This window comes from Stenotrophomonas sp. 107298_Sma, from assembly GCF_056480345.1.
In genome coordinates this window covers 877574-900540 of record NZ_CM151094.1, presented here as the reverse complement: position 1 = coordinate 900540, position 22967 = coordinate 877574, and the positions used below count along the sequence as shown (strand labels likewise).

Below are 22967 nucleotides of genomic sequence, written 5' to 3'. Positions count from 1 at the left end.
TCAAATTCAATTCGAAATATTCGATTCCGATGGAGATTCATCCACGCATGGCGTGAATCCAACAGACACCGGAAAACTGTCGAAGGCGGGGCGGTGTCGGATTGCGGGGTGTCAGCCGCATGGATGCGGCTGCCAAGCCTACAGGGACGTACTTGCGGCGTCCCCGCACTCCGACACCGCCCCGCCAACCCACGGATAGCCCGCTTTTGACGTTGACGTTGCTCTGGCCTCCGGCAGGTGCAGGGCGCAGCCCTGCCGAAACACACTTACCGCACTTGTTCCTGTTTGCGCACGATCGCCATCGCGATCTCCAGCGACTGCTCGTAGTTCAACCGCGGGTCCACCGTCGAACGATAGGCGCGCTCCAGGTCACGCTCGGTCAGCTCACGCGCGCCACCGGTGCACTCGGTCACGTCTTCGCCGGTCAGCTCCAGGTGCACGCCGCCCAGGCGCGTGCCTGCGGCCGCATGCAGATCGAACGACATCTCCACTTCGCCACGCACGTTGTCGAAGCGCCGCGTCTTGAAGCCGTTGGCGGTGCTCTCGGTGTTGCCATGCATCGCATCGCACACCCACAGCACGCGACGACCGTCGCGCTTGACCGCATCCAGCAGCGGCGGCAGCTTCTGCGCGATCTGCGACGCCCCCATGCGATGGATGAAGCTCAGGCGGCCCGGCTCGTCATGCGGATTGAGCACGTCGATCAGGCGCAGCAGCTGGTCCGGGGTTACCGACGGGCCCACCTTGATCGCAATCGGGTTGCGCACGCCACGCAGGTATTCCACGTGCGCGCCATCGAGTGCGGCCGTGCGCATGCCGATCCACGGATAGTGCGTGCTCAGGTTCAACCAGCCCTGCTGGCGCGGCACCTGGCGGGTCAGCGCCTGCTCGTAGGGCAGCAGCAACGCTTCGTGCGAGGTGTAGAAATCGATGCGGTTGAGGTTGTGCACGCGGGCCCCGGCCAGGGTCTCCATGAAGTGCACCGCATCACCGATCGACGCCACCATCTTCTGGTACTCGGCGGCCAGCGGCGAATGGCTCACCCATTCCAGGTTCCAGTACTCGGGGTGGTGCAGGTCGGCGAAACCGCCGTCGATCAGCGCACGCACGAAGTTCATGGTCATCGCCGAGTGCGCGTGGGCCTGCAGCATCCGCTTCGGATCCGGCAGCCGCGCCGCTTCGGTGAAGGCCGGCGCGTTGATGACATCACCGCGATAGCTGGGCAGGGTCAGGCCATCACGGGTTTCGGTATCGGCCGAACGCGGCTTGGCGTACTGGCCGGCAAAGCGGCCGACGCGGATAACCGGCTGGCGCAGGCCGTGCACCAGCACCAGGCTCATCTGCAACAGCACCTTCAACCGGTTGGAGATGGTTCCCGACTCGCAGTCGCTGAAATTCTCGGCGCAGTCCCCGCCCTGCAGCAGGAAGCGCTTGCCCTCCTGGGCGTCGGCCAGCTGCTGCTTCAGCGCCAGGATCTCCCAGGAGGTCACCAGCGGCGGCAGCCGCTTCAGCTCGTGCAGGGCCGCGTCCAGCGCCACCGGATCGGGATAGGTCGGCATCTGCAGCGCGGTCTTGCCACGCCAGCTCTCCGGCGACCAGGCAGCGCCAGCGGCGGTCGCAGCGGGTTCGGGGACGGGCGGAACGGCGGACAGGCTCATTGCAGACTTCCGGGGTGGGGGGCCGCCATGGTCGCATCGCCAGCTGCTGCCGCAAAGGCCCAACCGGTCCGGCGCGGCCGCCTGAACGGCAGAGAAAGGCCGACGCGAGCAGCCAGATCGAGCATGGTCAGCCGCCCGGGACAAGCGCATGATTTGTTACGGAGTAACACTCTCATGTCATGGATCGGCCCCTTCCACGCCCTGCCATCACTCTTCCCATCATGAAGCCCTCGCCCCTCGCTACCGGCATCACCTTCGCCCTGGCCCTGGCCAGCCTGCCCGCCTTCGCGGCCTCCACCGATGACGACAGAACCTCGGTCAAGGACCTGGATACGGTCACCGTCAGTGCTCAGCTCGACCAGGCCCGCAACGCCCTGTCACCGGACATCGGCAGCAGCCAGTACCAGATCACCGCCGAGGACATCCAGAAGCAGCCGCTGGGCGCTTCCGCCCCGCTCAGCCAAGTGCTGCTGCAGGCCCCGGGCGTGGTCCAGGACTCCTACGGCGGCGTGCACGTGCGCGGCGACCACGCCAACCTGCAGTACCGCATCAACGGCGTACTGCTGCCCGAATCGATCTCCGGCTTCGGCCAGACCCTGGATGCGCGCACCATCAAGAGCATCCGCCTGATGGACGGCGCGCTGCCGGCGCAGTTTGGTGAGCGTACTGCTGCGGTGGTCGACATCACTACCCGCAGTGGCGCCGAGCTGGGCAACGGCGGCAGCGCCGGGCTGACCGCGGGCTCATTCGGCAAGGTCAATCCGAATGCCTCCTGGTGGGGCTCACAGGGGCGCTGGAGCTGGTTCCTGACCGGCAACTACGACCAGAACGAGGTCGGCCTGGAGAACCCGACCAACTCACGCAGGCCGCTCCACGACGACACCCACCAGGGCAAGGCGTTCGCCGACCTCACTTATCTGGTCAACGAGAACACCCGCCTGAGCGTGTTCGCCGGCTTCGCCAACAACCGTTTCCAGATTCCGGTCAACCCCGGCCAGACGCCACAGTTCGGCTACCTGGACACCACCACCTTCGACTCCAGCCAGCTGGATGAGACCCAGCGCGAGACCACCCGCTTCGGCATGCTGGTGCTGCAAGGCACGTTGGGCAGCACCGCCTACCAGCTGTCCGCCGGCCAGCGCTACAGCGATGTCGGCTTCAATCCCGACGTGGCCGGCGACCTGGTGTTCAGTGGCGTCGCCTCGCAGGTCCAGCGCAGCAACCGCGCCAACACCCTGCAGGCCGATTTCTCGACGCCACTGGGCGACAACCACACCCTGCGCTACGGCCTGTACGGCAACTACGAGAACGCGCGGGCCAGCAACGACAGCTGGGTGTTCCCGGTCGGCGCCGACGGCCAGCAGTCCAGCACCACGCCACGGCTGATTCCCGATCGCAGCGCGTTCCACGCCAGTACGCTGGCGCTGTACGTGCAGGACGAATGGAAGATCGGCGACGACTGGACCGTGAACTACGGGCTGCGTGGCGACCACTACAAGGCCTTTGGCCACACCGAGGGCCAGCTCAGCCCACGCGTGGGTGTGGTCTGGAATGCCAGCAGCAGCACCACCGTGCACGCCGGCTACTCGCGCTACTTCACGCCACCGGCCAGTGAACTGATCGCCAGCAGCGACATCGCCCTGTACGACGGCACCAGCAACCAGCAGTCCAGCGCAGGCAACAGCACGCCACTGGCCGAACGCAGCGACTACTACGACATCGGCGTCTCCCAGCAGCTGGGCGAGCACCTGACCCTGGGCCTGGACGCGTACGACCGCCGTGTTGCGCGGCTGCAGGATGAAGGCCAGTTCGGCGCCGCGTACATCTATTCGACGTTCAACTACCGCCGCGGCCACATCCGTGGCCTGGAGTTCAGTGCCGACTACAGCAACGGCCCGTTCAGCGCCTACGTCAATGCCGCCCTGAGCAAGGCGATCGGCACCGACGTCATCACCGGCCAGTACAACCTCGATCCCGAGGCGCTGGCCTACGTGGCCAACCACTGGATCCACCTGGACCACGACCAGAAGCTGACGTCGTCAGGCGGCTTCAGCTACGCCTTCGCCGGCCACAACCGGATCGGTGCCAACTACGTGTTCGGCAGCGGGTTGCGTTCGGATGTCGAGGGCGTCCCCAACGGTGGAGAGCTGCCGTCATACCTGCAGGTGAACCTCAGTGCAGGACATGACTTCAATGCCGACAGCGGCCATCCACTGCACGTGCAGCTGGCGGTGATCAACGCACTGGACCGCAGCTACCAGCTGCGCGATGGCGGTGGCGTGGGCGTCTTCGCACCACAGTGGGGGCCGCGCCGCGGCGCCTACCTGAGCCTGCAGCAGGACTTCTGAGGTAGTGCCGGCCGCTGGCCGGCATTCCCACGGTGTGCCGGCCAGCGGCCGGCACTAACCTGCTTTCAGCGCTTGACCTTGCGCAGCGACACCACCAGTGCCCACAGCGCCAGCAGCACGAACCACACGCCCGACCACATCGGCATGGTCAGGCCCAGGAAGGTCCAGTCGATGTTGCCGCAGTTGCCGGTACCGGTCAGCACCGTGCGGAACACTTCCAGCGGCCCCATGGTCTCGCTCAGAAAGCTCAGCGGCGGGCCACAGGTGGCGCCCATTTCCGGCGGCAGCATCTGCACGTAGACGTGGCGGGCAGCGATGCCGACGCCCACCGCCGCGGCAATGAAAGCCAGCACGCCATAGGTCGCGCGGCCAGCGCGGTTGGACGGCCCGTGCAGTGCACCGATCAGGAACAGCAGGCCGAGTGCGGCGAACGCCAGGCGTTGGAAGATGCACAGCGGACACGGCTCCAGCCCCATCTTCAGCTGCAGGAAGATCGCGTAGCCAAGCAGGCCCGCGCAGATCAGGAAGCCCAGGAAGAACTGGGCGCGGAAGGGCCAGCGCAATGGATTCATCGTCAACGCTCAAACGGATCAGGCGCCAAGCGTAACCGAGAGTGCGCGCCATTCGAACCGCTGCAGGTGACGCCTGTCGGAACGGTATGGGTCAGACGCTCTTTGCGAACGCAAAGGGCCCGGACCCGCTGTGCTACGGGCATGGGGTCAGAGCCCTTTCCTGCGGAAAGGGATCCGCCCCCTGGAAGAGATCCGACACCTGGAAACGCAAAAGCCCGGCAGAGGCCGGGCTTTCGCTGTGTCGCGTTGGAGCGGTCCGATTACTCGGCCACTGCCTCGGCCACGACCGGACGGTCAACCAGCTCGACGTAGGCCATCGGCGCGTTGTCGCCGGCGCGGAAGCCGCACTTCAGCAGGCGCAGGTAGCCGCCCGGACGATTCGCGTAGCGCGGGCCCAGGATGGTGAACAGGTTGCCCACGGCTTCGTTGTCGCGCAGACGGGCGAAGGCCAGACGGCGGTTGGCGACGGAGTCGACCTTGGCCAGGGTGATCAGCGGCTCGGCAACGCGGCGCAGTTCCTTGGCCTTCGGCAGGGTGGTCTTGATCAGCTCGTGCTTGAACAGCGAGGCGGCCATGTTCTTGAACATCGCTTCGCGGTGGGCGCTGGTACGGCTGAACTTACGGCCAGACTTCTGGTGACGCATGGTGATATTCCTTGGTTAATGATGTGGCTGTGCGGATCGTTGTCGCCTTCATGGCGTTGCTGCGCGGACTGCGGTTGGTCCTGGCCATCCATCCTGGACGACCTGCCCGCGAACCTTCGTTCGTCGTGGCGGTGTTGCCTGGGTGCAATGGCCCCGCCGTTGCCGACGGGGCCATGCGGTCTTGCAGAAAGGCGTTATCAGCCCAGCATGCCGTGGCTGGCGACGCCGGCCGGCGGCCAGTTCTCCAGCTTCATGCCGAGTGACAGGCCACGCTGGGCCAGCACTTCCTTGATTTCGGTGAGCGACTTCTTGCCCAGGTTCGGGGTCTTCAGCAGCTCCACTTCGGTCTTCTGGATCAGATCGCCGATGTAGTAGATGCTTTCGGCCTTCAGGCAGTTGGCCGAACGCACGGTCAGCTCCAGATCGTCGATCGGGCGCAGCAGCACCGGATCCACGCCGTTGTTGGCCGGCTTCGCCGCACCGCGGTCGCGGTGGGTGAAGTCACCGAACACCGACAGCTGGTCGCTGAGGATGTCGGCGGCGGTGCGCACGGCTTCCTCGGCATCGATGGTGCCGTTGGTCTCGATATCGATGACCAGCTTGTCCAGGTCGGTACGCTGCTCGACGCGGGCCGCTTCCACGGCATAGGCGACGCGGCGAACCGGCGAGAACGAGGCATCCAGGACCAGACGGCCGATGGCACGGGTTTCTTCGTCCGGACGACGACGCGCGGCAGCCGGCTGGTAGCCGAAACCACGTTCGATCTTCAGACGCATGTTGACTGCCGTGTCCTTGGTCAGGTGGCAGATGACATGGTCGCCGTTCAGGATCTCCACATTGTGGTCGACCTTGATATCGGCAGCGGTGACAACGCCCGGGCCCTGCTTGGACAGGGACAGGGTGGCGCTGTCGCCGGAGTGCATACGGATGGCCACGTCCTTCAGGTTCAGCAGGACTTCGAGCACGTCCTCCTGCAGACCCTCGACCGTGGTGTACTCATGCAACACGCCGTCGATTTCGACTTCCGTGATGGCGAAGCCCGGGATGGACGACAGCAGCACGCGACGCAGGGCATTACCCAGCGTATGCCCGTAACCCCGCTCCAAAGGTTCGATAACGACCTTTGCACGGGTGTCGGTAAGGCGTTCGATCTGCGGACCGCGAGGACGCAGAACCTGGTTGGCGGTAACCGTCATGTTGCGGGTTCTCCTAGTGAACCCCCGGCCGTCGCCGGGGGCTCTCCAATGTGAATTACTTCGAATACAGCTCGACGATCAGCGCTTCGTTGATGTCCGCAGGCAGATCCGAACGATCCGGAACAGCCTTGAAGATGCCGGTGAACTTACCGGAATCCACTTCAACCCACGACGGGCTCAGGTCATGCTGGGCGGCGACGGTCAGGGCTTCCTGGACGCGCAGCTGCTTGGCAGCCTTTTCAGACAGGGCGATGGCGTCGCCAGCCTTGACCTGGTACGAAGCCAGGTTGACCGACTTGCCATTCACGGTGACGCCGCGGTGCGACACCAGCTGACGGGCAGCCGGACGGGTCACGGCGAAGCCCATGCGGTAGACGACATTGTCCAGGCGGGTTTCCAGCAGCTGCAGGAGGTTCTCGCCGGTGTTGCCCTTCTTGGTCGAGGCCTTCTTGTAGTAGTTGCGGAACTGACGCTCCAGCAGGCCGTAGATACGCTTGACCTTCTGCTTTTCACGCAGCTGGGTGGCGTAGTCGGACAGCTTGCCCTTGCGGGCAGTGGCGCCGTGCTGGCCGGGCTTCTGCTCCAGCTTGCACTTGGAGTCCAGCGCACGCGCCGGGCTCTTCAGGGACAGGTCGGCGCCTTCGCGACGGGCGAGCTTACAGGTAGGACCGATATAACGAGCCATTTCTTATCGCTCCCTTTAGACGCGACGCTTCTTCGGCGGACGGCACCCGTTGTGCGGGATGGGCGTCACGTCGATGATGTTGGTGATCTTGTAGCCGACGTTGTTCAACGAACGCACGGCCGACTCACGGCCCGGACCCGGACCCTTGATGCGGACTTCCAGCGACTTCACGCCGTAGTCCAGCGCAGCACGACCGGCCTTTTCGGCAGCCACCTGGGCAGCGAACGGGGTCGACTTGCGCGAACCGCGGAAGCCAGCGCCACCGGAGGTCGCCCACGACAGAGCATTGCCCTGGCGGTCGGTGATGGTCACGATGGTGTTGTTGAACGAAGCGTGGACGTGGGCGACGCCGTCGGTGACGACGCGCTTGATCTTCTTCTTGGTTTTAGCAGCGGGCTTAGCCATTTATAGGTCCCTTACTTCCTGATCGCCTTGCGCGGGCCCTTGCGGGTGCGGGCGTTGGTACGGGTGCGCTGGCCACGCAGCGGCAGGCCGCGACGGTGACGCAGGCCGCGGTAGCAGCCCAGGTCCATCAGGCGCTTGATCGCGATGCCGATTTCACGGCGCAGATCGCCTTCCACGATGTACTTGCCGACTTCGGCGCGCAGGCGCTCGATTTCCGGCTCCGACAGATCGCGGATCTTGGTGGTCGAAGCAACGCCTGCGACTTCGCAGACCTTCTTCGAACGGGTACGGCCGATGCCGTAAATGCTTTGCAACCCGACCCAGACGTGCTTCTGGGCTGGCAGGTTGACGCCTGCAATACGCGCCATGACGCGGTTCTCCAGCTGAGTGATGGCCGACAGCGCGCCTCGGGCACGCCAATCCGGCAGGATGGATCAAAAAAGTGAACTAGCGATACTAACAAGGTTCCGGTTTACATGGAAGCCCGTGAAACCATTGGTTTCATGAACCCGGCCTGGGGAGTGTGCCCAGGCTCCGGCGCCGGATGGGGTTGATCCTGGGGTTTCCCCCGGGGTCGCCCGCGCTACTCCAGCGCGGGACCACCTCATCACACCCCCACCCGGAACCGCTGCGGGGGCCGCCCTTCGTTTGTGTGGCCGGAGTCCGCGAAGCGGAGGGACCATCACGTCAGGAAGACGAAAGTATAACAGGCCAATCAGCCGCGGGCAAAACCGCCGCGGTTGCCGCCCTTCAGGTTGGCCTTCTTCAACAGGCTCTCGTACTGGTGCGACATCAGGTGCGCCTGCACCTGGGCAATGAAGTCCATCACCACCACCACCACGATCAGCAGCGACGTGCCGCCGAAGTAGAACGAGGCGTTCAGCTGCGTGCGCATCAGTTCCGGCAGCAGGCAGACGATCACCAGGTAAGCCGAGCCGGCCGCGGTCAGGCGGGTCAGCACGCCATCGATGTAATCAGCAGTGGCCTTGCCCGGACGGATGCCCGGAATCAGCGCACCCGACTTCTTCAGGTTGTCGGCGGTTTCCTGCGAGTTGAACACCAGCGCGGTGTAGAAGAACGCGAAACCGGTGATCAGAGCGGCGAACACGATCATGTGCAGCGGCTCGCCCGGACCGAGGGCGTTGGCCACCTTCTGCAGGATCTGGCCGGTGCTGCTCTGGTTCGCAGCCTGGCCGGACCACATCGCCAGGGTGGCCGGGAAGGCCAGCAGGCTCGAGGCGAAGATCGCCGGGATGACGCCGGCCATGTTGAGCTTCAGCGGCAGGAACGAGGTCTGGTTCATGTACGCGTTGCGACCGCCCTGGCGGCGCGCGTAGTTCACCGTGATCCGGCGCTGGCCACGCTCGACGAACACCACGAAGAAGGTGAAGGCGAGCACGACGATGGCGATCAGCAGCAGCTGGATGAACTGGATGTTGCCGTCGCGGTAGGCGTCGAAGGTGTGGATGACCGCACCCGGCAGGCCGGCCACGATACCGGCGAAGATGATCAGCGACACGCCGTTGCCGATGCCGCGCTCGGTGACCTGCTCACCGACCCACATCAGGAACATGGTGCCGGCGGTCAGCGCGACCACGGCGGTGAGCACGAAGCCCATGCCTGGTGCGTACACGACCGGAGCGCCCGACGGCGAGACCTGGCCCTGCAGGGCCAGCGCGATCGAACCGCCCTGCACCACTGCCAGCAGCACGGCGCCGATGCGCGAATACTGGGTGATCTTGCGGCGACCGGACTCACCCTCCTTCTGCATCGCCTTCAGGGCGGGGAAGATGTGCACGGCCAACTGCATCACGATCGATGCCGAGATGTACGGCATCACGTTCAGCGCGAAGATGCTGAAACGGTGCAGGGCGCCGCCCGAGAACATGTTGAACATGTCCACGATGCCGCCGCCCTGCTGTTGCATCATGGCAAGCATGGCATCGGGATTGACGCCCGGCACCGGCACATAGCAGCCGATGCGATAGACGATCAAAGCCCCGACGACGAACAGCAAACGTTGGCGAAGTTCAGTGAACTTGCCCATTCCGCCCGCGAGGTTACCGATGCCAGCTTGCGCCATGATTTTCTTACTCCGTTACGCTGCCGCCGGCAGCTTCGATCGCGGCCTTGGCACCAGCCGTGGCAGCGATACCCTTCAGGGTGAACGCCTTGGTCACTTCGCCCTTGACGACGACCTTGGCCTTCTTTGCAGTGCTCGGGACCAGCTTGGCAGCACGCAGGGCGGCGAAGTCGATCTCACCGGCCGGCAGCTTGTCCAGCGCGTACAGCAGCACTTCAGCGGTGTCCTTGGCGATCGGCGAACGGAAGCCGATCTTCGGCAGACGACGCTGCATGGGGGTCTGGCCGCCTTCGAAGCCAGCCTTGATCTTGCCGCCACCCTTACGGGCGAACGAACCCTTGTGGCCGCGGCCGGCAGTCTTGCCCAGGCCCGAGCCAATACCGCGACCGACGCGGGTGCGCTCGGTGCGGGCGCCCGGTGCCGGGCTCAGTTCATTGAGACGCAGAGTCATGATCGATTACTCCTCAACCTTGACGAGGTAGTGAACGGTGTTGATCAGGCCGCGAACCTGCGGGCTGTCCTTCAGTTCACGCACATCGTTCAGCTTGTTCAGGCCCAGAGCACGCACCGACAGGCGGTGACGCGACTGAGCACCACGCAGGCCACGCACCAGGCGCACCTTCACAGTCTTGTTGGACTCATTAGCCATGGTTGAGTTCCTCCACCTTCTTGCCGCGCTTGGCCGCGATGCGAGCCGGCGACTGCGCAGCAGACAGGCCCTTCACGGTGGCACGCACCAGGTTGATCGGGTTGCGCGAACCGGTGGCCTTGGCCAGCACGTTCTTCACGCCAACCGCTTCCAGCACGGCGCGCATGGCACCGCCGGCGATGACGCCGGTACCTTCGGAAGCCGGCTGCATGAACACGCGGGCTGCGCCGTGACCATCCTTGATGGTGTGCCACAGGGTGCCGTTGTTCAGGTCAACGCTGACCAGGTTCTTGCGAGCCTGCTCCATCGACTTCTGGATGGCGACCGGCACTTCGCGGGCCTTGCCATAACCGAAACCGACCTTGCCTTCGCCGTCGCCGACAACAGTCAGGGCGGTGAAGGTGAACTGGCGGCCACCCTTGACGGTCTTGCTGACGCGGTTGACCGCGACCAGCTTTTCGATCATGCCGTCGTCGACTTTCTCTTCGCGGTTACGGTCGCGATCGCGACCCCGCTGCTGACGTTCTTCTGCCATCTTGATTCCTTGGTTGTTTGGGTATGTACGGCTCGAGGCCGCTTATGGTTGTGGAGTGGCGCGTTGTACCGGTGGACCGCTGCAGAAGAGCGGCGCCGTCCAGCCTCACTCAGGCTGGCGAGCAGGCGGGCAGGAGACCAGAGGCCCCCTGCCCTTGTCCCTTAGAACTGCAGGCCGGCTTCGCGGGCGGCTTCTGCCAGGGCCTTGATGCGGCCGTGGTAGCGGTAGCCCGAACGATCGAAGGCAACCTTCTCGACGCCGGCGGCCTTGGCGCGCTCGGCAACGATACGGCCAACCTTGGCAGCAGCATCAGCGTTCTTGCCGTTCTTCAGGCCGTCCTTGATGTCGGCCTGGGTGGTGTTGGCAGCAGCCAGCACCTTGGAGCCGTCGGCGGTGAAGACCTGGGCGTACAGGTGCTGACCGGTGCGCAGCACCGACAGGCGGGCGACACCGAGCTCACGGATGTGGGCGCGGGTCGACTTGGCGCGACGCAGGCGGGCGATGTTCTTGTTCATTTTGATTATTCCTTGAAAGCTGAAGGATGGGCTTTTCCCTGAGGAGTCCGCACAGGGATGTGCGGGCTCTTGCGAGGGACTCGCACTTACGCCTTCTTGGCTTCCTTACGGATGATGACTTCGTCGGAGTACTTCACGCCCTTGCCCTTGTACGGTTCCGGCTTGCGGAACGCACGGATCTTGGCGGCAACTTCACCGACGACCTGCTTGTCAGCGCCCTGCACCAGGATTTCGGTCTGGGTCGGGGTGGTGATGGTGATGCCTTCCGGCGCCACGAACACGATCGGGTGCGAGAAGCCCAGCGACAGGCTGAGGTCCTTGCCCTGCATGGCGGCACGGTAACCCACGCCGACCAGCTCCAGCTTGCGCTCGAAGCCTTCGGAAACACCCTTGACCATGTTGGACAGGATGGCGCGGACGGTACCGGTCAGCGGGATCAGATCGACGCTTTCGGTGCTCAGGGTGGCAACGCCGTTCTCGACGTTGATGGCAATACCAGCCGGCTTGGCCAGCGACAGGGTGCCCTTCGGGCCCTTGGCGGTGACGTTGTCGTTCTGGACGTTCAGTTCAACCTTACCCAGGTCGATCGGCTTCTTGGCTACGCGGGACATAGTTCTACTCCTTTCGCCTTAGGCCACGAAGCACAGGACTTCGCCGCCGACGCCCAGCTGGCGCGCCTGCGCATCAGTCATGATGCCCTTGGAGGTGGAAATGATGGAGATACCCAGGCCGTTCATGACCTTCGGCAGCTCGCTCTTGCCGCGGTACTGGCGCAGGCCCGAACGCGAGAAGCGCTTCAGGGTCGCGATGACCGGCTTGCCTTCGAAATACTTCAGCACGATTTCCAGCTCGGACTTGTTGTTCTCGAGCGCGGTCACGCGCAGGTCGGTGATGTAACCCTCGTCCTTCAGGACCTGGGCGATCGCAACCTTGATCTTGGACGACGGGGCTTTCACCGTCTGCTTGCCAACCGCGGCCGCATTCTTGATGCGGACCAGCAGGTCGGCGATGGGATCAGTCATGCTCATATGAGTACCTTTGAGTGCACCGATATCCGCTTTCGCGAAAATCTGTTGTCTCCTGGAAACGGGCCAGGTCCCTTCATGCAGTGGGCCGGAAGCCCACCCCTACATCCCCGTTTGCGCAGGGCAAGACGCGGGATTATACGCCAAAAGAGCCCGACTTGCGTCGGGCTCTTCGGGTTTTTTCGCAGAGGGAAAGCTGAACGCCTTCCCTTCCCGGTTCAGGAGCCCCCGAGGGGGCCCCTGATCGCAGGACCGGCTGGGATTACCAGCTGGCCTTGCGCAGGCCCGGAACGTCGCCACGCATGGTGGCTTCGCGCAGCTTGTTGCGACCCAGGCCGAACTTGCTGTACACGCCACGCGGGCGGCCAGACAGTTCGCAACGGCTGCGGTGGCGGCTCGGCGACGAATCGCGCGGCAGCTTCGACAGCTTGGTGGCGGCCTCGATCTTCTCTTCGTAGGTCGCGTCCTGCGAGGACACGATCTTCTTCAGAGCCGCACGCTTGACAGCGTACTTTTCAGCCAGCTTCTTCCGCTTGATGTCGCGGTTGACCATGGAGGTCTTTGCCATTTCGGTTTCCTCGACGGATCAGTTACGGAACGGGAACTTGAACGCTGCCAGCAGCGCCTTCGCTTCCGCGTCGGTCTTCGCAGTGGTGGTGATGGCGATATCCATGCCGCGGATCGCGTCGACAGCGTCGAAGTCGATTTCCGGGAAGATGATCTGTTCCTTCACACCCATGTTGAAGTTGCCGCGACCGTCGAAGGAACGACCGGAAACACCACGGAAGTCGCGCACGCGCGGCAGCGAGATGTTGATCAGGCGGTCCAGGAACTCGTACATCTTGTGGCGACGCAGCGTGGTCTTGCAGCCGATCGGCCAACCATCACGGATCTTGAACGACGCAACCGAGATACGCGACTTGGTGACAACCGGCTTCTGGCCGGAAATCTTGGTCATGTCGCCGACGGCGTTTTCCAGGATCTTCTTGTTGGTGGCCGCTTCGCCGACACCCATGTTCAGGGTGACCTTGACCAGCTTCGGCACTTCCATCGGATTGGTGTAGCCGAACTGCTTCATCAGCGCCGGCACCACTTCTTCCTTGTAAAACTTTTCGAGACGGGAAGTCATCTTCACATTCCTCAGGCGTCGAGCGCCTCACCGCTGGAGCGGAACACACGCAGTTTGCGTCCATCCTCCAGCACCTTGAAGCCAACGCGTTCGCCCTTGCCCGAAGCCGGGTTCAGCACATTCACGTTGGAGATATGGATCGACGCTTCACGCTCGACCACGCCGCCGGCAACACCTGCCTGCGGGTTCGGCTTGGTGTGGCGCTTGACGATGTTCACGTTGGCGACGACCACACGGTCGCCGTCGACGCGGACGATTTCGCCCTGCTTGCCCTTGTCCTTGCCGGCGTTGACGACAACCTGGTCGCCCTTCTTGATACGGTTAGCCATGATTATCTCCTGTCGCTCACAGCACTTCGGGAGCGAGCGAGACGATCTTCATGAACTTCTCCGAACGAAGTTCACGCGTCACCGGCCCGAAGATACGGGTACCGATCGGCTCCTGCTTGCTGTTCAGCAGAACGGCAGCGTTGCCGTCGAAGCGGATCAGCGAGCCATCGGCGCGACGCACACCCTTGCGGGTACGCACCACGACGGCGTCATACACTTCACCCTTCTTGACCTTGCCGCGCGGAATTGCATCCTTCACGGTGACCTTGATGATGTCGCCGATACCGGCGTAACGGCGCTTGGAACCACCCAGCACCTTGAAGCACATCACCTGCTTGGCACCCGAATTGTCCGCGACGTCAAGGTAGCTCTGCATCTGGATCATGATTCAGACTCCTTATTCAGCCGCACGCGTGATGACTTCCACCACGCGCCAGTTCTTGGTCTTGGACATCGGAGCAATCTCGGTCACGCGGACGACATCGCCTTCCTTGCAGGCGTTGTCGGCATCGTGGGCGTGCAGCTTGGTCGAGCGCTTGATGTACTTGCCGTACAGCGCGTGCTTGACCTGACGCTCAACCAGGACGGTAACCGTCTTGTCCATCTTGTTGCTGACGACACGGCCTTCGACCGTGCGCAGCGCCTTGTTTTCAGTATTGTCGCTCATAGCGGCCATCCTTACTTCGTGCTGCCGAGCAGGGTCTTGACGCGAGCAATCTCGCGACGGACCCGGCGGATGTCGTGTGTCTTCGGCAGCTGGCCGGTGACCTGCTGCATACGGACAGAGAACTGTTCCTTACGCAGGTCGATCAGGTGGGCCTTGAGTTCGTCAGCCGACTTTTCACGGAGAGTTTTGAGTTCCATCAGCGCACCGTCCGGGTCACGAAAGTGGTGGTGACCGAGAGCTTGGCGGCGGCCAGGCGGAATGCCTCGCGTGCCACGTCTTCGGTAACACCCTCGATTTCATAGATCATGCGGCCGGGCTGGATCTGGGCCACCCAGTATTCCACGTTGCCCTTACCCGAACCCATTCGAACTTCGATGGGCTTCTTGGTGATGGGCTTGTCGGGGAACACGCGGATCCACATCTTGCCGCCGCGCTTCACGTAGCGGCTGATCGAGCGGCGGGCCGCTTCGATCTGACGCGCGGTCAGCTGACCGTGGGCGGTTGCCTTCAGGCCGTATTCGCCGAAGCTGACAGCGTTGGCGCTCCAGCTCAGGCCTTCGTTACGGCCCTTGTGTACCTTGCGGTACTTGGTTCGCTTGGGTTGCAACATTGTCGTTACCTCGCTTCACGGGCCGGGCGCTGACGGTCACCACGGTCGCCGCGATCGTGACGATCGTTGCGCGACGGGGTGTCGTCCTGCTTTTCCTGGCCAACCTGGGAGAAATCGAAGACTTCGCCCTTGTAGATCCAGACCTTGATGCCGATGATGCCGTAGGTCGTCTTGGCTTCAGCGAAGCCATAGTCGATGTCGGCACGCAGGGTGTGCAGCGGCACGCGGCCTTCGCGGTACCACTCCGAACGGGCGATTTCTGCACCGTTGAGGCGGCCACCAACGTTGACCTTGATGCCCAGGGCACCCAGGCGCATCGCGTTGCCCACCGAGCGCTTCATGGCGCGGCGGAACATGATGCGACGCTCCAGCTGCTGCGCGATCGATTCGGCAACCAGCTGTGCGTCCAGCTCCGGCTTGCGCACTTCGGTGACGTTGATGTGCGCCGGGACGCCCATCATCTCGCTCACTTCCTTGCGCAGCTTCTCGATGTCCTCACCGCGCTTGCCGATCACCACGCCCGGACGGGCGGTGTGGATCGTCACGCGAGCGGTCTTGGCCGGACGCTCGATCAGGATCTTGCTGATGCCGGCCTGAGCCAGCTTCTTGCGCAGCATTTCGCGAACTTTCAGGTCGGCTGCCAGGTAACCAGCGAACTCGGCCTTGTTGGCGTACCACTTGGAGTTCCAGTCCTTGGAAATGCCGAGGCGGATACCAATCGGATGAACTTTATGACCCATGGTCTTTTCCTTATCCGCTTACTTGGCGGCGCCCACAACCACAGTGATGTGGCTGGTGCGCTTGAGGATGCGGGTACCGCGGCCTTTCGCCCGCGCCATGAAACGCTTCAGGGTCGGACCTTCATCAACCATGATGGTCTGAACCTTCAGCTCGTCGACGTCGGCGCCCTGGTTGTTCTCGGCATTTGCAATAGCCGACTCCACCACCTTCTTGATCAGGTGGGCAGCCTTCTTGTCCGAGAACTTCAGCAGGTTGACCGCACGCTCGGCCGGCAGACCGCGCACCTGGTCAGCGACCAGACGAGCCTTCTGCGGGGAGATGCGCGCAGTGCGCAGGATGGCTTTCGCTTCCATTGTCATCTCTCCTTACTTGCCCGACTTCTTGTCACCACCGTGACCCTTGAAGGTCCGGGTGATGGCAAATTCGCCGAGCTTGTGGCCGACCATGTTCTCGTTGACGAGAACCGGGATGTGGTTCTTGCCGTTATGCACGGCAATGGTGACGCCTACCATGTCAGGCAGGATCATCGAACGACGCGACCAGGTCTTGATCGGACGCTTGCTACCCGCAGCGGCAGCCACCTTAGCAACCAGGTGGTGATCGACAAACGGGCCCTTCTTGAGTGAACGTGCCATGGTCGATTAGCCCCTACGATCGCGGACGATGAACTGCTGAGTGCGCTTGTTATGGCGCGTCTTGTAACCCTTGGTCGGGACACCCCACGGGGTGACCGGATGCGGGTTACCCTGGCCGGCCTTCGCCTCACCACCACCGTGCGGGTGGTCAACCGGGTTCATGGCTGCACCACGAACGGTCGGGCGGACGCCGCGCCAGCGCTTGGCACCGGCCTTGCCCAGCTTTTCCAGGCTGTGCTCGTCGTTGCCGACTTCGCCGATGGTTGCGCAGCACTCGACCGGAACCTTGCGCATTTCACCCGAGCGCAGGCGCAGGGTGGCGTAGATGCCTTCACGAGCCACCAGCTGCACGGCCGCACCAGCGGCGCGAGCGATCTGAGCGCCCTTGCCGGGCTTCAGTTCGATGCAGTGGATGGTGGTACCCACCGGGATGTTGCGCAGCGGCAGGGTGTTGCCCGCCTTGATCGGGGCGTCCGAACCGGCGATCACCTGATCACCCGCCTTCAGACCCTTCGGGGCGATGATGTAGCGACGCTCGCCGTCGACGTAGCACAGCAGGGCGATGTGGGCGGTGCGGTTCGGATCGTATTCGATGCGTTCCACACGCGCCGGGATGCCCAGCTTGTTGCGCTTGAAGTCGATGATGCGGTAGTGCTGCTTGGCACCACCACCGACGTGACGCACGGTGATGCGGCCATGGTGGTTACGACCACCCGAGCGGCTCTGCGACTCGACCAGCGCGGCGTGCGGAGCACCCTTGTGCAGGTCGGGAGTGACCACGCGCACGGCCGAACGGCGGCCGGGGGAAGTGGGCTTGAATTTCATCAATGGCATGGGATGTACCTCAGGCCTTGGCCGTTACATCGATCGACTGGCCGTCGGCCAGGCGAACGTACGCCTTGCGCCAATCGCCGCGGCGGCCAGCACGGTTACGGAAGGACTTGTTCTTGCCCTTGACGTTGACCACGTTGACTGCTTCGACCTTGACGTCGAACAGCTGCTCAACCGCGGCCTTTACATCGGCCTTGGTGGCTTCGTTCGAAACTTCGAAGACATACTGGTTGGAGAGTTCCTGCAGGCGCGCGGTCTTTTCGGAGACACGCGGGGCACGCAGCACGCTGAAGATTTTTTCGTTGCTGTTCATGCCAGCCACTCCTCGACCTTCTTGACCGCGTCAGCGGTGATGACGACCGTGTCGGCACCGACCAGCGACACCGGATCCAGGCCCTGGACGTCACGCACCTGCACGTACGGCAGATTGCGGGCGGACAGGTACAGGTGCTCGGAGGCTTCTTCAGTGACGATCAGCGGGCGCTTGCCCACTTCCAGGCCGGCCAGCTTGGCGATCAGACCCTTCGTGTTGGTCACTTCGACATCGAAGGACTCCACGATGGTCAGACGGCCTTGACGGTTCAGCTCGGACAGGATCGCGCACATGGCGGCACGGTACTGCTTACGATTGACCTTCTGCTCGAAGCTGCGCGGCTTTGCCGCGAAGGTGACACCGCCGCCGACGAAGATCGGAGCCGTCAGTGCGCCATGACGCGCGCCGCCGCCCTTCTGCTTCTTCGACTTCTTGGTGGTACCTGCCACTTCGGAGCGAGTCTTCTGCGCCTTGGTGCCGGCGCGACCGGCGTTGCGGTAGGCAACGACGACCTGGTGGACCAGATCTTCGCTGAAATCGCGACCGAACACGGCGTCGGAGACCGAGACCTTGTTGTTGCTACCCGTGATAACGAGTTCCATCGTCATCTCTCCTTATGCCTTGCTCGCCGGACGGACGATCACATCGCCACCCGCCGCGCCCGGAACGGCGCCGCGAACCGCGATCAGACCGCGCTCCACGTCGACCTTGACCACTTCCAGGTTCTGGGTGCTCTGCTGCACCGCGCCCATGTGGCCCGACATCTTCTTGCCCGGGAAAACGCGACCCGGGGTCTGGCGCTGACCCAGCGAACCCGGCGCGCGATGCGACAGCGAGTTACCGTGGGTTGCATCGCCCATACGGAAGTTGTGGCGCTTGATGGTGCCCTGGAAACCCTTACCCTTGGTGACACCCTGGACGTCGACGATCTGGCCGACTTCGAAGATGTCCGCCTTGACTTCGCCGCCAACGGCGAAATCGCCGAGCTGCGCGTCTTCAACGCGGAATTCCCACAGGCCACGGCCCGCTTCCACTTTCGCCTTGGCGAAGTGGCCGGCTTCCGGCTTGTTGACCAGGGCAGCGCGACGCGCGCCGACGGTCACCTGCACGGCGCTGTAGCCGTCGGTTTCGACGGTCTTGATCTGCGCGATGCGGTTCGGGGTTGCTTCGATCAGGGTCACCGGGATGGAACGACCATCTTCGGTGAACACGCGGCTCATGCCAGCCTTGCGGCCCACGAAGCCCAACGAATACTTCTTCGTCATGGTCGTAGTCCTCAGGTCAGCTTGATCTGAACGTCGACGCCGGCAGCCAGTTCGAGCTTCATCAGCGCGTCCACGGTCTTGTCATTCGGGTCAACGATATCGAGCACGCGCTTGTGCGTGCGGGTCTCGTACTGGTCACGCGCGTCCTTGTCGACGTGCGGGGAGACGAGAACGGTATAACGCTCGATCTTGGTCGGCAGCGGGATCGGGCCACGCACTTGCGCGCCGGTCCGCTTGGCCGTCTCAACGATCTCGCTGGCCGAACGGTCGATCAGACGATGATCGAACGCTTTCAGCCGGATCCGGATCTTTTGGTCCGCCATGGCGGTAGGTTCCTTCGTTAAAAGAGCGACAGACAAAGCCTCTGGGTTGCTTTGTCCCATGAAATTCCTGAATACAGACGGCCCGCACTCCTGCAGGCCGACAAGGTCAATCCATGGACCTCAAAAACGTAGGCAGACCCGTTTCCCGGTCTGCCCAGACGTAGAAGCATAATGGCACGCAAGGCAGCTGTCAACAGTCTCCTGTTGACGCCGCCTGAATGGCATTGACCCTTCCTGGTCCGGGGAACACAAGGCACATCCTGTGCCTGCTTTCCCATTTTGATACGCCCCGATGCCCTACCCAGGCAACATCGGGGCGCAGATACTACCAGATTACTCGATGATCTTCGAGACCACGCCGGCGCCGACGGTACGGCCGCCTTCGCGGATGGCGAAGCGCAGGCCTTCGTCCATTGCCACCGGGTTGATCAGGGTGACGACCATCTTGACGTTGTCACCCGGCATCACCATTTCGACGCCTTCCGGCAGCTGGGCTGCACCGGTGATGTCGGTGGTGCGGAAGTAGAACTGCGGACGGTAGCCGTTGAAGAACGGGGTGTGACGGCCGCCCTCATCCTTCGACAGCACGTACACTTCGCCTTCGAACTTGGTGTGCGGCTTGATCGAACCCGGCTTGGCCAGAACCTGGCCACGCTCGACGTCGTCACGCTTGGTGCCGCGCAGCAGCAGGCCAGCGTTGTCGCCTGCCTGACCCTGGTCCAGCAGCTTGCGGAACATTTCAACGCCGGTCACGGTGGTCTTCTGCACCGGACGGATACCGACGATTTCGATTTCGTCGCCGACCTTGATGATGCCGCGCTCGATACGACCGGTCACCACGGTGCCGCGGCCCGAGATCGAGAACACGTCTTCCACCGGCATCAGGAACGGCTTGTCGATCGCACGCTCCGGCTCCGGAATCCAGCTGTCCAGGGCGTCGACCAGCTTCAGGATGGCCGGCACGCCGATGTCGCTCTGGTCGCCTTCCAGCGCCAGACGGGCCGAACCCGCGATGATCGGGGTGTCGTCGCCCGGGAAGTCGTACTTGCTCAGCAGCTCGCGCACTTCCATTTCGACCAGCTCGAGCAGCTCGGCGTCGTCGACCATGTCGGCCTTGTTCAGGAACACGACGATGTACGGCACGCCGACCTGACGCGACAGCAGGATGTGCTCGCGGGTCTGCGGCATCGGGCCGTCAGCGGCCGAGCAGACCAGGATCGCGCCGTCCATCTGGGCAGCACCGGTGATCATGTTCTTGACGTAGTCAGCGTGGCCCGGGCAATCGACGTGGGCGTAGTGACGCTTCTCGGATTCGTATTCGACGTGCGCGGTCGAGATCGTGATACCACGAGCCTTTTCTTCCGGCGCGGCGTCGATCGAGGAGTAGTCCTTGAACTCGCCACCGAAGCGCTCGGCACCGATCTTGGTCAGTGCGGCGGTCAGCGTGGTCTTGCCGTGATCGACGTGACCGATGGTGCCGACGTTGACGTGCGGCTTGGTGCGCTCGAACTTACCCTTTGCCATTGTTGTATACCTTGATTTTGTAAGTGGTTTTCAGGAGAGGCTGAGCGAGGCTCAGCCCTTCTTCATGACGGCTTCGGCGATGTTGTTCGGCGCCGGCTCGTAGTGATCGAATTCCATGGTGAAGGTGGCACGGCCCTGGGTCTGCGAACGCAGCGCAGTGGCGTAGCCGAACATTTCACCCAGCGGGATCATCGCGTTGATGATGCTGGCCGAACCGTCACCGGTGGTGTCGGAACCCTGCAGCACGCCGCGACGACGGCTGACGTCGCCCATCACGTCACCCTGGTAATCCTCCGGGGTCACGATCTCGACCTTCATGATCGGCTCCAGCAGAACCGGCTTGGCCTTGGCGAAGCCCTGCTTGAAGGCCATCGACGAAGCGAGCTTGAACGCCATTTCCGAGGAGTCGACGTCGTGGTACGAGCCGAACACCAGCTTGACCTTGACATCCACCACCGGGAAGCCAGCCAGCGGACCGCTGGTGATGGTTTCGCGCAGGCCCTTTTCGATCGAAGGAATGAATTCCTTCGGGATCACGCCGCCGGTGATGTCATTGACGAACAGGAAGTCATCCTTGATCGCCGGGGCCAGCTTGGCATCGGCACGGTCTGCAGCGGTCAGCGGCGACAGCTCGATCACGACGTGACCGTACTGACCCTTACCACCGGACTGCTTGGCGTGCTTGTAGTCCGACTTGACGTCGGCCAGGGTGATGGTTTCGCGGTAGGCCACCTGCGGCGCGCCGACGTTGGCTTCAACGTTGAACTCGCGCTTCAGGCGGTCGACGATGATGTCCAGGTGCAGCTCGCCCATGCCCGAGATGATGGTCTGGCCGGATTCTTCGTCGGTCTTGACGCGGAACGACGGATCTTCCTGCGCCAGGCGACCCAGAGCCAGACCCATCTTTTCCTGGTCCGACTTGGTCTTCGGCTCGACAGCCATCGAGATCACCGGCTCCGGGAACGTCATGCGCTCCAGGATGATCGGCTGGTCGATCGAGCACAGGGTGTCACCGGTGGTGGTGTCCTTCAGGCCCACGGCAGCGGCGATGTCACCGGCCAGAACTTCCTTGATCTCTTCGCGGTTGTTCGAATGCATCTGCAGGATGCGGCCGATGCGCTCCTTCTTGCCCTTCACCGAGTTCAGCACGGTGTCGCCACCGTTCAGGGTGCCCGAGTAGACGCGGAAGAAGGTCAGCGCGCCGACGAACGGATCGGTGATGATCTTGAAGGCCAGCGACGAGAACGGAGCCTTGTCGTCCGACTTGCGGCTCATGGCGACGTTTTCGTCGTCCACGTCGGTACCGGTCACGTCCGGCACGTCGACCGGCGACGGCAGCAGCTGGATCACGCCGTCGAGCATGGCCTGCACGCCCTTGTTCTTGAACGCCGAGCCGCAGTACATCGGCACGATCTCGGTGGCCAGGGTGCGGGTACGCAGCGCGTTGATGATTTCAGCCTCGGCCAGCTCTTCGCCGCCCAGGTACTTTTCCATCAGCTCTTCGTTGGCTTCAGCCGCGGCTTCGATCATGAAGGTACGGGCTTCTTCAGCCTTTTCCTGCAGGTCGGCCGGGATGTCGCCGTATTCGAACTTCATGCCCTGCGAGGCTTCATCCCAATGGATGGCCTTCATCTTCAGCAGGTCGACAACGCCCTTGAAGCCCTCTTCAGCGCCGATCGGCAGCTGCATCGGCACGGCGACGGCGCCGAGCTTTGCCTTCAGCTGGTCACGGACCTTGTAGAAGTTGGCACCGGTGCGGTCCATCTTGTTGACGAACGCGATGCGCGGCACCTTGTAACGGTTGGCCTGGCGCCACACGGTTTCCGACTGCGGCTGCACGCCACCGACGGCACACAGCACGAACACCGCACCGTCGAGCACGCGCAGCGAACGCTCGACTTCGATGGTGAAGTCAACGTGCCCGGGGGTGTCGATGATGTTGAAACGGTGCTCCGGCAGGGACTTGTCCATGCCCTTCCAGAACGCGGTGGTCGCAGCGGACTGGATCGTGATGCCACGCTCCTGCTCCTGCTCCATCCAGTCCATGGTGGCGGCGCCGTCGTGCACTTCACCGATCTTGTGGCTCTTGCCGGTGTAGAACAGGATGCGCTCGGACGTGGTGGTCTTGCCGGCATCGATGTGGGCCATGATGCCGAAGTTACGGTAACGCTCGATGGGAGTGGAACGGGCCACGGGGAGCCTCTCAGATTTCTTGGATTTCGGATGGCCGAACGCCGCCTTGCGGCGGCCTTCGGATTGGCGCAGTCCTTCCGGGACCGCGAGGC

General features: G+C 63.2%; 32 protein-coding genes. 1 reads left to right on the top strand and 31 read right to left on the bottom strand.

What is annotated here, in order from left to right; all coding sequences use genetic code 11:
- Nucleotides 1–266: 266 nt before the first annotated feature.
- On the bottom strand, nt 267–1658 hold the full coding sequence (locus ACZK2G_RS04170) for a class II 3-deoxy-7-phosphoheptulonate synthase (RefSeq protein WP_295379044.1): 1392 nt from the start codon (nt 1656–1658) through the stop codon (nt 267–269).
- 221 nt (nt 1659–1879) lie between these two features.
- Between ACZK2G_RS04170 and ACZK2G_RS04165 the strand changes: the two genes are divergently transcribed.
- Nucleotides 1880–4006, top strand: coding sequence for a TonB-dependent receptor (locus ACZK2G_RS04165; protein ID WP_136639355.1), 2127 nt, complete (start codon nt 1880–1882; stop codon nt 4004–4006).
- A gap of 65 nt (nt 4007–4071) precedes the next feature.
- Here the strand turns inward: ACZK2G_RS04165 and ACZK2G_RS04160 are convergent, their stop codons facing one another.
- The 30 genes from ACZK2G_RS04160 to fusA all read right to left on the bottom strand — a co-directional run bounded on the left by ACZK2G_RS04160 (nt 4072) and on the right by fusA (nt 22875).
- Entirely contained in the window at nt 4072–4578 is a 507-nt protein-coding gene (locus ACZK2G_RS04160) for a disulfide bond formation protein B (RefSeq protein ID WP_046983713.1), read from the bottom strand.
- Between the two features lie 260 nt (nt 4579–4838).
- Nucleotides 4839–5222 (bottom strand): 50S ribosomal protein L17, encoded by a 384-nt coding sequence (gene rplQ, locus ACZK2G_RS04155; protein WP_004145464.1) that lies wholly within the window; start codon nt 5220–5222, stop codon nt 4839–4841.
- 197 nt (nt 5223–5419) lie between these two features.
- Nucleotides 5420–6418: a DNA-directed RNA polymerase subunit alpha gene (locus ACZK2G_RS04150; protein ID WP_004145453.1), complete on the bottom strand. Its 999-nt coding sequence runs from the start codon at nt 6416–6418 to the stop codon at nt 5420–5422.
- A 55-nt stretch (nt 6419–6473) separates the two neighbouring features.
- Nucleotides 6474–7103, bottom strand: a complete 630-nt coding sequence (gene rpsD / locus ACZK2G_RS04145; RefSeq protein WP_004145446.1) for a 30S ribosomal protein S4 — start codon at nt 7101–7103, stop codon at nt 6474–6476.
- A 15-nt stretch (nt 7104–7118) separates the two neighbouring features.
- Nucleotides 7119–7508, bottom strand: a complete 390-nt coding sequence (rpsK, locus tag ACZK2G_RS04140; protein WP_004145443.1) for a 30S ribosomal protein S11 — start codon at nt 7506–7508, stop codon at nt 7119–7121.
- Nucleotides 7509–7519: 11 nt separating this feature from the next.
- Entirely contained in the window at nt 7520–7876 is a 357-nt protein-coding gene (gene rpsM, locus ACZK2G_RS04135) for a 30S ribosomal protein S13 (protein WP_004145437.1), read from the bottom strand.
- A 347-nt stretch (nt 7877–8223) separates the two neighbouring features.
- Nucleotides 8224–9591, bottom strand: coding sequence for a preprotein translocase subunit SecY (secY, locus tag ACZK2G_RS04130; protein ID WP_004145436.1), 1368 nt, complete (start codon nt 9589–9591; stop codon nt 8224–8226).
- A 7-nt stretch (nt 9592–9598) separates the two neighbouring features.
- On the bottom strand, nt 9599–10042 hold the full coding sequence (gene rplO / locus ACZK2G_RS04125; protein WP_004154498.1) for a 50S ribosomal protein L15: 444 nt from the start codon (nt 10040–10042) through the stop codon (nt 9599–9601).
- Between the two features lie 6 nt (nt 10043–10048).
- The gene (gene rpmD / locus ACZK2G_RS04120) at nt 10049–10240 is read right to left on the bottom strand and encodes a 50S ribosomal protein L30 (RefSeq protein WP_004145412.1); all 192 of its coding nucleotides are present in this window, start codon (nt 10238–10240) and stop codon (nt 10049–10051) included.
- Nucleotides 10233–10775 carry a 30S ribosomal protein S5 gene (rpsE, locus tag ACZK2G_RS04115; protein ID WP_004145411.1) on the bottom strand — a complete coding sequence of 181 codons (543 nt, stop codon included), beginning with the start codon at nt 10773–10775 and terminating at the stop codon, nt 10233–10235. Before rpsE ends, rpmD begins: the two co-directional genes overlap by 8 nt.
- A gap of 161 nt (nt 10776–10936) precedes the next feature.
- On the bottom strand, nt 10937–11296 hold the full coding sequence (rplR, locus tag ACZK2G_RS04110; protein ID WP_174238316.1) for a 50S ribosomal protein L18: 360 nt from the start codon (nt 11294–11296) through the stop codon (nt 10937–10939).
- Nucleotides 11297–11376: 80 nt separating this feature from the next.
- Nucleotides 11377–11901 carry a 50S ribosomal protein L6 gene (gene rplF / locus ACZK2G_RS04105; protein WP_004145389.1) on the bottom strand — a complete coding sequence of 175 codons (525 nt, stop codon included), beginning with the start codon at nt 11899–11901 and terminating at the stop codon, nt 11377–11379.
- 18 nt (nt 11902–11919) lie between these two features.
- Nucleotides 11920–12318 carry a 30S ribosomal protein S8 gene (rpsH, locus tag ACZK2G_RS04100; protein ID WP_004145387.1) on the bottom strand — a complete coding sequence of 133 codons (399 nt, stop codon included), beginning with the start codon at nt 12316–12318 and terminating at the stop codon, nt 11920–11922.
- Nucleotides 12319–12577: 259 nt separating this feature from the next.
- Nucleotides 12578–12883 carry a 30S ribosomal protein S14 gene (rpsN, locus tag ACZK2G_RS04095; protein ID WP_004145363.1) on the bottom strand — a complete coding sequence of 102 codons (306 nt, stop codon included), beginning with the start codon at nt 12881–12883 and terminating at the stop codon, nt 12578–12580.
- 18 nt (nt 12884–12901) lie between these two features.
- Complete coding sequence (rplE, locus tag ACZK2G_RS04090) at nt 12902–13444, bottom strand: 50S ribosomal protein L5 (protein ID WP_004145361.1); 543 nt, start codon at nt 13442–13444, stop codon at nt 12902–12904.
- 11 nt (nt 13445–13455) lie between these two features.
- Nucleotides 13456–13773: a 50S ribosomal protein L24 gene (rplX, locus tag ACZK2G_RS04085; protein WP_004145359.1), complete on the bottom strand. Its 318-nt coding sequence runs from the start codon at nt 13771–13773 to the stop codon at nt 13456–13458.
- 16 nt (nt 13774–13789) lie between these two features.
- On the bottom strand, nt 13790–14158 hold the full coding sequence (gene rplN / locus ACZK2G_RS04080) for a 50S ribosomal protein L14 (protein ID WP_004145357.1): 369 nt from the start codon (nt 14156–14158) through the stop codon (nt 13790–13792).
- Between the two features lie 12 nt (nt 14159–14170).
- Nucleotides 14171–14440, bottom strand: coding sequence for a 30S ribosomal protein S17 (rpsQ, locus tag ACZK2G_RS04075; protein WP_004145355.1), 270 nt, complete (start codon nt 14438–14440; stop codon nt 14171–14173).
- Between the two features lie 11 nt (nt 14441–14451).
- Nucleotides 14452–14637 carry a 50S ribosomal protein L29 gene (rpmC, locus tag ACZK2G_RS04070; RefSeq protein ID WP_004145353.1) on the bottom strand — a complete coding sequence of 62 codons (186 nt, stop codon included), beginning with the start codon at nt 14635–14637 and terminating at the stop codon, nt 14452–14454.
- Complete coding sequence (rplP, locus tag ACZK2G_RS04065) at nt 14637–15050, bottom strand: 50S ribosomal protein L16 (protein ID WP_004145352.1); 414 nt, start codon at nt 15048–15050, stop codon at nt 14637–14639. Before rplP ends, rpmC begins: the two co-directional genes overlap by 1 nt.
- A 5-nt stretch (nt 15051–15055) precedes the next feature.
- Nucleotides 15056–15790 carry a 30S ribosomal protein S3 gene (rpsC, locus tag ACZK2G_RS04060; protein ID WP_004145350.1) on the bottom strand — a complete coding sequence of 245 codons (735 nt, stop codon included), beginning with the start codon at nt 15788–15790 and terminating at the stop codon, nt 15056–15058.
- A gap of 18 nt (nt 15791–15808) precedes the next feature.
- Nucleotides 15809–16144 (bottom strand): 50S ribosomal protein L22, encoded by a 336-nt coding sequence (rplV, locus tag ACZK2G_RS04055; RefSeq protein WP_004145348.1) that lies wholly within the window; start codon nt 16142–16144, stop codon nt 15809–15811.
- Nucleotides 16145–16156: 12 nt separating this feature from the next.
- On the bottom strand, nt 16157–16426 hold the full coding sequence (gene rpsS / locus ACZK2G_RS04050) for a 30S ribosomal protein S19 (RefSeq protein ID WP_004145340.1): 270 nt from the start codon (nt 16424–16426) through the stop codon (nt 16157–16159).
- Nucleotides 16427–16432: 6 nt separating this feature from the next.
- Nucleotides 16433–17260 (bottom strand): 50S ribosomal protein L2, encoded by an 828-nt coding sequence (gene rplB, locus ACZK2G_RS04045; protein WP_004145339.1) that lies wholly within the window; start codon nt 17258–17260, stop codon nt 16433–16435.
- A 10-nt stretch (nt 17261–17270) separates the two neighbouring features.
- Nucleotides 17271–17570, bottom strand: coding sequence for a 50S ribosomal protein L23 (rplW, locus tag ACZK2G_RS04040; RefSeq protein WP_004145338.1), 300 nt, complete (start codon nt 17568–17570; stop codon nt 17271–17273).
- Complete coding sequence (rplD, locus tag ACZK2G_RS04035) at nt 17567–18172, bottom strand: 50S ribosomal protein L4 (RefSeq protein WP_004145337.1); 606 nt, start codon at nt 18170–18172, stop codon at nt 17567–17569. Before rplD ends, rplW begins: the two co-directional genes overlap by 4 nt.
- Before the next feature lie 12 nt (nt 18173–18184).
- Nucleotides 18185–18835 (bottom strand): 50S ribosomal protein L3, encoded by a 651-nt coding sequence (gene rplC / locus ACZK2G_RS04030; protein WP_004145336.1) that lies wholly within the window; start codon nt 18833–18835, stop codon nt 18185–18187.
- An 11-nt stretch (nt 18836–18846) separates the two neighbouring features.
- A complete protein-coding gene (rpsJ, locus tag ACZK2G_RS04025; protein WP_005408208.1) occupies nt 18847–19158 on the bottom strand; it encodes a 30S ribosomal protein S10 in 312 nt (103 codons plus the stop codon).
- Between the two features lie 333 nt (nt 19159–19491).
- A complete protein-coding gene (gene tuf / locus ACZK2G_RS04020) occupies nt 19492–20682 on the bottom strand; it encodes an elongation factor Tu (RefSeq protein ID WP_012510154.1) in 1191 nt (396 codons plus the stop codon).
- Nucleotides 20683–20733: 51 nt separating this feature from the next.
- Nucleotides 20734–22875 carry an elongation factor G gene (gene fusA / locus ACZK2G_RS04015; protein WP_065722846.1) on the bottom strand — a complete coding sequence of 714 codons (2142 nt, stop codon included), beginning with the start codon at nt 22873–22875 and terminating at the stop codon, nt 20734–20736.
- Between the last annotated feature and the right edge of the window lie 92 nt (nt 22876–22967).